The following is an 8,740-nucleotide window of genomic DNA, read 5'->3' as shown; positions in this document are numbered from 1 at the left end:
AGTTCGTCGTGCCCTTCGCGGGGGATGCCGTTGAAGCCGCCCTTGCGCTGCTGCCGCAGGAGGTCGTTGTGGAACACGCCACCAAACGAAACGTACAGCTGATGCAGCAGGGGATTGCCCGATGCCAGTGCGACGCGCTCGTGGAACTCCCAGTCGGCGCTGGCCCATGTGGGGTAGTCCTCGGCCTGCCAGGCATCGTGGCGGAGCGCAAGGAGGCGGCGCATTTGGGCCAGGTCCTCGGCGGTGGCGTGTTTGGTGGCGAGGCGGGCCGCCTGGGTGTCCAGGCCAAGCCGGACCTCAACGATATGTTCCTGCGTGTGTTCCAGGTACATGCGCTGCGCCGCCCCGGACATCTCGCTGTTTGCCCGGACATAGGTGCCATCGCCGCGACGTACTTCCAACATGCCCGAATGGGCCAGTGCCTTGATTGCCTCGCGCAAGGTACCCCGGGAAACACCCAAGGTGGACATCAGCTCAGGTTCCGCGGGGATCCGCTCCTGGAGTGGCCACTCGCCGGACTTGATCATGTCCCGCAGCTTGGCGGTGATCTCCTCGGCAAGGGCCGGGCGATGCGAAGGGGTCAGGGTCATGCTGTCCTCGGTCCGGTCTTGGTGGCAGTGCGCTTGCTGGTGAGCAAGTGGCAGGTAATCATGAGCGCCACGGCCACGACCGACAACAGGCTCAGGGGCAGCACCCAGCCGCCGGTTGCGCTGTGGAGCAGGCCCATGCCAAACGGGCCGATTGCCGCAATCAAGTATCCCAGCGATTGGGCGATGGTGGAGAGCGCGGTGGTTTCCGCCGTCGAGCGTCCACTGCGGCTGATGATCACCAGAACCAACGGGAAGATGCCCAAGCCGAAGCCGAACAGGACAGCAGGAACAACGGCCAACGACGTCGGGAGCCAGACCATGGCGGCGATGGCCAGCAAGGTTGAGCTGCTGGCCAGATACAGCGCGGGGCGGAGCATACCGGGGCGGGAGCCGAAGGCGAGCAGGATCATGCCGGCAGCGACGGAGACCAGCTGCATCACGCCGAACTGGAGACCACTTTCGGAAGCGCTGAGACCCTGCGAAGTCAGGATGTAAGCGAACCAGCTCATCACGGCGTAGGCGAGGAAAGCCTGGAACGTAAAGATCGCGGTGATGAGGATGCCCAGCCGGGTGCGCAGCAGCGGCCACATGGAGACCCGCGGCCGATCAGTCTTGGTGGAGTTCCGGTGGGTGTGCAGGACTATCGGCAGGAAGCCGAGGAGGGCTGCGACACCCAGCAGGCCCCAGGCAGCCAGACCCATGGACGGCGAGCCGAGCTCCTGCGCCAACGGCACGCTGACGACTGCGGCAAAGGTGGCGCCGCCTGACATGGTGAACGTGTAAAGGCCGGTCATCATGGACGTGCGCTCGGAGTAGTGCTCGCGGATGAAGGACGGCATGGCCACGTTGCACACTGCCAGGCCGGACATCGCCAGGACGGTACCGCCCAATAGTGCGCCAGTCACTGGAATGCCGCGCACCAGCAAGCCGCCGGCCAACAGTGCCAGGGCGATGGCGATGGCTTTCTCTACGCCTACGCGGCGGGTCAGCCAGGACGTTCCCAAACCTGCAACCGCAAAGCACAGGAGCGGGATGGACGGCAGGATGGACGCCACCAGGGCGCCATAGCCCAGCACCTGCTGCAGTTCGTGGAACAGCGCTGCGGCGCTGGTGATGCCCGCGCGCAGGTTGAGGCCAATGAGCACCACGGCAATAATTCCGACGACGGCGACGACTCGTGTCTTAGGGACCGCTTGCGCGGGGGAGACCAGAGGGATGTTTCCTGTAGTTGTCGTCAAAGAAGTCGTCGCCATATTTAAAGGTTAGACGTTTGACGTCTAATGTCCACAGTTTTGTGGTGAAGCTCTCCGCGGAGAAGCGTTGGAGGGCTACCGGGGGTTGCGGGAACCGAGGCGCTGGACAGCCAAAGCCAGCCAAAGCTGCACGCGGTCCTGCGTCTGCGAGGGGTCGTACCCGGTCAGTTCAGTGATCTGGGCCAAACGGTAACGGACCGTGTTGCGGTGCAAGGTGAGGGCTTCAGCCACGGCGGCGACTGAGCCGTTGTGGTTCAGGTAGCTTTCCAGTGTGGCCACCAACTCTGCGCCATGTGCGGCGTCGAACTTCCGCAAGGGCGTAAGGGACTCGCTGGCCATGTCCGCCAGTGGAACATCCTCGCTTGCCAGCAGCAGGGACGTCAGGCTCAGGCGCTCCGGCTCGTTGACCGGCAAGCCGTGCGCCACGGCGTCGCGCGCTTCAAAGTAGCTCCAGCGCAGGCCGTTCGGCTTGGTGTAGGCGCCCCCGATCCCAATGACGGCGTGGATACCGGCTTCCTGCAAATGATCGCTGAGGCTCTTGGCCAAAGCGGTGGCGGAACTGCCGTCGTCGCTGATGACCGTCACCAGGTCCTTCCCGACGACGGCGCTAACGCCCGCTTCCAGCGCCTGGGGCAGCGAGATGCTGACCAGTTGTTTGTGGTGGGCTGTGGACTCGGCAACCAGCACCACGTTCTTCCGGGTGCTGTTGATGCCAACGCCGGCCAAACGCCGGGCTGCCTCAATGGTCTCCAAAGTGCCGTGGATGACGTCGTCCAGCACCTGGCCGGCCATGGCCCGCTGGGACTGGCGCTGCTTGACCATGTTGTTCAGTTCCACGCTGATGAGGTTCTGCGCATAACTGACGATTCCCGAGTCCACAAAAGGCTGCCGCAACCAGAGCGTGCAGGCATCCCTGCGGCCGGTGGGAATCGGATACGAAGCCCAACCATCCGCCGTCGGGGCCGGTTTCCCGGCCACGCTGTTGTACAGCTGCGCGCTGAACTGGGTGAGCACAACGTCCGTGCGGAGCATGCTGCCCAGTTGCTTGAGGAGTTCGTTGAGGCCGCCGCCGGTGAGGAGTGAACGGGCAAGGATCTGATGTCCGGCGAGGAGCCGCTCAAGGTTGGAGTAATGGTCAGCGGAGTGCGACTCTGCCACGAGTTTTCCGATGGCAATGAAAGGGATCTCGTAGGGCACTTGCACCAGCGGAAGACCCCAGCGGTTGGCTTCGGCAATCAGTGCTTCCGGAACGACCTCGTGGGTGAGGCCGATGCCAAAGCCAATACCCACGGCGCCTGCGCGCTGGACCTGACGGACAAAGCGCCGCTGATCGGCGGCACTCTTGAGGCGCAGCCCCGTGGTGAGGACCAGTTCTCCGCCGCTGAGGAAGCGCTGGGGATCCTCCAATTCCGTCACGGCAACCCAGCTAATGTCCTGGTTCCAGGTGGTTTCTGCAAGGCCGGCCTGGCGGAGTTTCAGGGAAGGGACAGCGACGAGCGAAGCGAGGGACATTGCCATGCTTAAAAGCGTAACCCGGTGCTGGTCAAGCGCACTAAGCGAGGGCTTCCTGTGTGTGCAGCTGACTATTCCTTGCACCCCCTCCCTGGCATAGGCTCTGATCAGCTAAAACCCATGCCAGACACCGAAAGAGGTTGCACACCGTGGTTCAAACCTTGCAGAACTTCATCAACGGCGAATTCGTTACGCCGGCAGGTACGGGTCTCCTGGACATCGTGAACCCCGCCACCGGGGAAATCGTCGCCAAGTCGCCCATTTCGGTGCAGGCCGATGTGGACGCCGCCATGACCGCGGCCAACCAGGCCTTCAAGTCCTGGAAGAAGGCCACCCCCGGCCAGCGCCAGCTGATGCTCCTCAAGCTCGCCGACGCCGTGGAGGCCAACAGCGACGAACTCGTTGAAGCCCAGCACCGCAACACCGGACAGGTCCGTTCCCTCATCGCCTCCGAGGAAGTTGCTGCAGGCGCAGACCAGCTCCGCTTCTTCGCCGGTGCAGCCCGCATCATGGAAGGCAAGTCCGCGGGCGAGTACTTCGAGGGCCACACCTCCTACGTGCGCCGCGAACCGATCGGCGTCGTAGCCCAGGTTGCGCCGTGGAACTACCCGTTCCTCATGGCCATCTGGAAGATCGGCCCCGCCTTGGCCGCAGGCAACACAGTTGTCCTCAAGCCCTCTGACACCACCCCGGAATCCACCCTGGTGCTGGCCCGCCTCGCCGGTGAGATCTTCCCGGCCGGCGTCCTCAACGTGGTCCTCGGCACCGGTGAAACCGGCGCCATGATGGTGGACCACAAGGTCCCCGGCCTGGTGTCCATCACCGGTTCCGTCCGCGCCGGCATCGCCGTGGCAAGCGGGGCAGCCAAGGGCCTCAAGCGCGCACACCTGGAACTTGGCGGCAAGGCTCCGGCCATCGTCTTCAAGGACGCCGACATCAAGAAGAGCGCCGCGGCCATCGCCGAGTTCGCCTTCTTCAACGCCGGCCAGGACTGCACCGCCATCACCCGCGTGCTGGTTGAGGACTCCGTGCACGACGACGTCGTGGCAGCCATGGTGGAACACACCAAGACCCTGCACACCGGTTCGCAGAACGACGAAGAGAACTACTTCGGCCCGCTCAACAACGTGAACCACTTCAACGCCGTCACCTCGGTAGTGGAGCACCTGCCGGCCAACTGCAAGATCGAAACCGGTGGCCACCGGGCAGGGGAGAAGGGCTTCTTCTTCGAGCCCACCATCATTTCCGGCGCCAAGCAGACCGATGACATCGTGCAGAAAGAAACCTTCGGCCCGGTCATCACCGTCCAGAAGTTCAGCACCGAAGAAGAAGCGCTCGAGCTCGCCAACGACGTCGAATACGCCCTGGCGTCCAGCGTCTGGACCACCGACCACGGCACGGCCATGCGCATGAGCCGCGACCTTGACTTCGGTGCGGTCTGGATCAACACCCACATCCTCCTGACGGCAGAGATGCCCCACGGCGGCTTCAAGCAGTCCGGCTACGGCAAGGACCTCTCCATGTACGGCGTGGAGGACTACACGCGCATCAAGCACGTGATGAGTGCTCTCGACGCGTAGCGCGTCCGCCCCACCCGTACGAATTTCCCAGAAAGGCAACCACCCCATGACCACCACCGCGAACGAACTCTCGTACCGCATCGAACAAAAGCGCAACATCAACGGCGCTTTCCCCGGACCGAAGTCGCAGGCACTGGCCGAGCGCCGCTCCGCCGTCGTTGCTGCCGGCGTCGCCTCCGGCGTCCCCGTCTACGTTGAAGACGCCGACGGCGGCATCATCCGCGACGTCGACGGCAACTCCTTCATCGACCTCGGCTCCGGCATCGCCGTGACCAGCGTCGGCGCGTCCGACCCCGCCGTCGTCGCTGCTGTACAGGAAGCTGCCGCGCACTTCACGCACACCTGCTTCATGGTCACCCCGTACGAGGGCTACGTTGCAGTTGCCGAGCAGCTCAACCGCCTCACCCCCGGCGACCACGCCAAGCGCACCGTGCTGTTCAACTCCGGTGCTGAAGCCGTGGAGAACGCCGTCAAGGTTGCCCGCCTGGCCACCGGCCGCGACGCCGTCGTAGCTTTTGACCACGCCTACCACGGCCGTACCAACCTGACCATGGCGCTGACTGCCAAGGCCATGCCGTACAAGACAAACTTCGGCCCGTTCGCGCCCGAGGTCTACCGCATGCCCATGAGCTACCCGTTCCGTGAAGAAAACCCGGAGATCACCGGTGCCGAGGCCGCCAAGCGTGCCATCACCATGATCGAGAAGCAGATCGGTGGCGACCAGGTTGCCGCCATCATCATCGAACCCATCCAGGGTGAAGGTGGCTTCATTGTCCCGGCCGAAGGCTTCCTCCCGGCGCTGTCCGAGTGGGCCAAGGAAAAGGGCATTGTCTTCATCGCAGACGAGGTCCAGTCCGGTTTCTGCCGCACCGGCGAATGGTTCGCCGTTGATCACGAAGGTGTTGTCCCGGACATCATCACCATGGCCAAGGGCATCGCCGGCGGCCTCCCGCTGTCCGCCATCACCGGCCGTGCAGACCTGCTCGACGCCGTTCACCCCGGCGGCCTCGGCGGCACCTACGGTGGCAACCCGGTTGCCTGCGCCGCAGCACTTGCAGCGATCGACACCATGGAGCAGCACGACCTCAACGGCCGTGCCCGCCACATCGAAGAACTCGCTCTGGGCAAGCTCCGCGAACTGGCCGGGGAAGTTTCCGTAGTTGGCGACATCCGCGGACGTGGCGCCATGCTGGCCATCGAGCTGGTACAGCCGGGTTCCAAGGAACCGAACGCTGAGCTGACCAAGGCCGTTGCTGCCGCTTGCCTCAAGGAAGGCGTCATCATCCTGACCTGTGGCACCTACGGCAACGTGATCCGTCTGCTCCCGCCGCTGGTCATTAGCGACGAACTGCTGATCGACGGCCTCGAAGTCCTCGCCGCAGCCATCAAGGCGCACGCGTAAGCTTCAACGCTTCGCACAGAAGGAGGGCTGGGTTCATTCGTGAACCCGGCCCTCCTTTGTGTAACTCTCGCCGCCGGGTTCGCGGGAAACCGGCGGGTTCGCTGGAAGCTTCCAAGGGTTCGCGCAGTGTTCCCGCGAACTCGGCGAGCGTTGGCGGGGGTTGCTACGCCGTGTTCGCGGGAAACCGCCGAGTTCGCTGGAAGCTTCCTGGGTTGTTGGCAGTGTTCCCGCGATCCCGGCGAGCGTTGGCGGGGTTGGCGGGGGTTGCTGCGCCGTGTTCGCGGGAAACCGCCGAGTTCGCTGGACGTTTCCAAGGGTCCTCGCAGTGTTCCCGCGAACTCGGCGAACGTTGGCGGGGGTTGCTGCGCCGTGTTCGCTGGAAACCGCCGAGTTCGCTGGAAGTTTCCGGGGGTTCGCGCAGTGTTCCCGCGATCCCGGCGAGCGTTGGCGGGGGTTGGCGGGGTTGCTGCGCCGTGTTCGCGGGAAACCGCCGTGTTCGCTGGAAGTTTCCAGGAGTCCTCGCAGTGTTCCCGCGAACTCAGCGAGCGTTGGCGGGGGTTGGCGGGGGTTGCTGCGCCGTGTTCGCTGGAAACCGCCGAGTTCGCTGGAAGCTTCCGGGGGTTCGCGCAGTGTTCCCGCGAACTCGGCGAACCAACCACAGGACGCACGACGGCGGAACGCGCCTAGGTGCCCAGCGTCAGGTTCTTCTGGTGGCCATGTCCGTCCAACTGGACCTCGATGACCAGCGGATTGGTGCTGACCACGGCAATACCGGAATCGGAATCCGCCAGCTTGCTCCACGCCCCATCCACGGTGATTCGCACCGATGACTGGGTCCGGGACGGATCAGCCACGGAGAGCCCGAGCTTGTCCCCGGTTTCGTGTGCCGCCAAAGTGCACGGCCCGGACACGGAGTAGCCTCCTCCAGTTCCGGCCGCGAAGAAGGTGGCCATGACCAATTGATCCTTGGCTATCTCCACCATCTGGACCTCCGCAGAATTGGCGAGCACGTGCACGTCGGGGTTCGCGGATTGGGAGAATGTGGTGGCATGGCTGCCAGCAGGCAACACCATGTAGGCATAGCCGGAGCCCACGGGATCTTTGCCATGGCGGTGCGTGATGGTCACGTAGTCCCTGGTGACAAGGTCTTTGCTGCCGCCGGTGTCCGCTCCTGAATTAATGTCGAACCAGGAGCCTGTCCGGCGGACTGCGGCAACTTCGAGTCCACCGGAAACTCCGGGAGCTTCGAGAAACACAAAGCCTCCGTGGCCCTCAAGGTGCACGGACCGCTTTACAGCTATGGGCGCATCACCTGGCACCATGGTCCTGTTCCGGGAATCGGTGCGCAGCGCAGGAACGGCACCGGCCGCGAAGGACCTGTTCTCAATGGTGGTCTGAACTGCCGAACCCCCTGTACCGGTAATGCCTGCGCCGAGGCAGACCACCGCGTCGTCCAGGAAGAACCACGATTTCCGGCCGGACAGGGTCTTGTTGTGGTTGAGGTGGTCCATGCCGATCACGCCCCAACGTCCCTTCACGGTGAGCCCGCCCGCGAAGGCCTGGAAGGCCCGCGGAATTCCGGTTCCCGCAGCGCCTGCCCCGCTGGCACGCACCTGGTCATTGACCGTAGTGCCGGGCAGTGCGTAGGGATCCACCGTGGGCCAGAAGTCCGCGCTGAACTGGGACGGATCCTGCCTGGTGTATAGGAAAGTCATGCCATCGCCCTGGTACCAGCCCAGGTTGTTCTCGCTGTTGCCCCACTCATAGCGGCCGATGCGCTTGGAGGAAAGGTTCACAGTGCAGCCCCACTGGGGACGGTGATGGACCAACCTGTCCTGGTCAGCAAACATCCGGCTGTAGACGGGCGCCGGTGCAGCAGCCACGGCAGAGTCGGAAAGGACGCCGAGGGACAACAAGGACTTCGCCAGGCTCTGGGTTGGATGCCCCACCAGTTTCTGGTCTGCACAGCGTTCCAGCCAGCCCTTGGCTAAGGCCAGGAACCGGGACTTGTAGGGTTCTTCGCAGCCCGGGGCCAGCAACAGGACCGCTGAGATGAGCCCGAAGCCGCTGACGTAGTCCGGTTCGCGCTGCCGGGAGACAGCACGGCCGCGGATGGTGTCCATGATCCGGCCGTCCCACACGAACGGGGCATAGGTTTCCTCAACGGCGTCGAGGAGCACGGTTCGCTTGGGGTCGTTGACTGCCCAATCGCTGCCACCCAGCATGGCGATGATCTCTGCGATTCCGGCCAAGGCCACCACTCCATAGGTTCCCGCGTACGGCAGATAGGAGTGCTGAACGTAGGAGCCATCGGCGTAGAAGCCGTCGCCACTGGTGACGTAGGTAAACACACTGTTGATCCCGCCTCGCACTGTGTCGCTCAAGGCGTCGCGTCCCAGGGCG

Annotated in this window: 6 protein-coding genes; 2 read left to right on the top strand and 4 right to left on the bottom strand. The window is 64.1% G+C overall.

Going from position 1 to position 8,740, the window contains the following annotated elements; all coding sequences use genetic code 11:
- The 3 genes from HP499_RS16725 to HP499_RS16715 all read right to left on the bottom strand — a co-directional run.
- Nucleotides 1-590: FadR/GntR family transcriptional regulator (locus tag HP499_RS16725; protein ID WP_172325344.1), on the bottom strand; the 590-nt coding region annotated here is incomplete at its 3' end.
- Nucleotides 587-1,843 carry an MFS transporter gene (locus HP499_RS16720; RefSeq protein ID WP_172325343.1) on the bottom strand — a complete coding sequence of 419 codons (1,257 nt, stop codon included), beginning with the start codon at nucleotides 1,841-1,843 and terminating at the stop codon, nucleotides 587-589. The genes HP499_RS16720 and HP499_RS16725, both read right to left, overlap by 4 nt.
- Before the next feature lie 75 nt (nucleotides 1,844-1,918).
- On the bottom strand, nucleotides 1,919-3,361 hold the full coding sequence (locus HP499_RS16715) for a PucR family transcriptional regulator (RefSeq protein WP_172325342.1): 1,443 nt from the start codon (nucleotides 3,359-3,361) through the stop codon (nucleotides 1,919-1,921).
- Nucleotides 3,362-3,504: 143 nt separating this feature from the next.
- On the opposite strand from HP499_RS16715, the gene HP499_RS16710 reads away from it, so the two are divergent.
- Both HP499_RS16710 and gabT read left to right on the top strand, forming a co-directional pair.
- Nucleotides 3,505-4,935, top strand: coding sequence for a gamma-aminobutyraldehyde dehydrogenase (locus HP499_RS16710; RefSeq protein ID WP_172325341.1), 1,431 nt, complete (start codon nucleotides 3,505-3,507; stop codon nucleotides 4,933-4,935).
- Between the two features lie 46 nt (nucleotides 4,936-4,981).
- Nucleotides 4,982-6,337 carry a 4-aminobutyrate--2-oxoglutarate transaminase gene (gabT, locus tag HP499_RS16705; RefSeq protein ID WP_026539700.1) on the top strand — a complete coding sequence of 452 codons (1,356 nt, stop codon included), beginning with the start codon at nucleotides 4,982-4,984 and terminating at the stop codon, nucleotides 6,335-6,337.
- Between the two features lie 683 nt (nucleotides 6,338-7,020).
- On the opposite strand, the gene HP499_RS16700 is transcribed toward gabT, so the two are convergent.
- The coding region (locus HP499_RS16700) for a polysaccharide lyase 8 family protein (RefSeq protein ID WP_172325340.1) at nucleotides 7,021-8,740 on the bottom strand (1,720 nt) is incomplete at its 5' end.

It is taken from the genome of Paenarthrobacter sp. CM16 (genome assembly GCF_013179505.1).
Classification (GTDB): Bacteria; Actinomycetota; Actinomycetes; order Actinomycetales; family Micrococcaceae; genus Arthrobacter.
The sequence above is the reverse complement of the archived record's forward strand: the minus strand, read 5'-3'. Positions and strand labels throughout refer to the sequence as shown.